The sequence below is a fragment of the Bacillus salacetis genome (assembly GCF_003581585.1).
In the GTDB taxonomy this organism is placed as follows: Bacteria; Bacillota; Bacilli; order Bacillales; family Bacillaceae_B; genus Rossellomorea; species Rossellomorea salacetis.
On sequence record NZ_QXIR01000109.1, the window covers coordinates 1 to 235 of the forward strand.

A 235-nucleotide genomic window follows, 5' to 3' on the forward strand; every position below is an offset into this window, starting at 1 on the left:
GCGTTTTGATTGTTTAGTTTTGAATGTTTAATGTGATTAAACTTCATAGTAATGAGAGGGGCCTATAGCTCAGCTGGTTAGAGCGCACGCCTGATAAGCGTGAGGTCGGTGGTTCGAGTCCACTTAGGCCCACCATTTTTTTCTTCTCATTCATATACGGGGCCTTAGCTCAGCTGGGAGAGCGCCTGCTTTGCACGCAGGAGGTCAGCGGTTCGATCCCGCTAGGCTCCACCAA

The 235-nt window shown here is 49.8% G+C and carries 2 tRNA genes; both read left to right on the forward strand.

Features of this window, described 5'->3' with window-relative positions:
* Window positions 1-58 precede the first annotated feature (58 nt).
* Window positions 59-135: transfer RNA gene (locus tag D3H55_RS23810), tRNA-Ile, on the forward strand.
* A gap of 23 nt (window positions 136-158) precedes the next feature.
* A tRNA-Ala gene (locus tag D3H55_RS23815) sits at window positions 159-234 on the forward strand.
* Window position 235 lies beyond the last annotated feature (1 nt).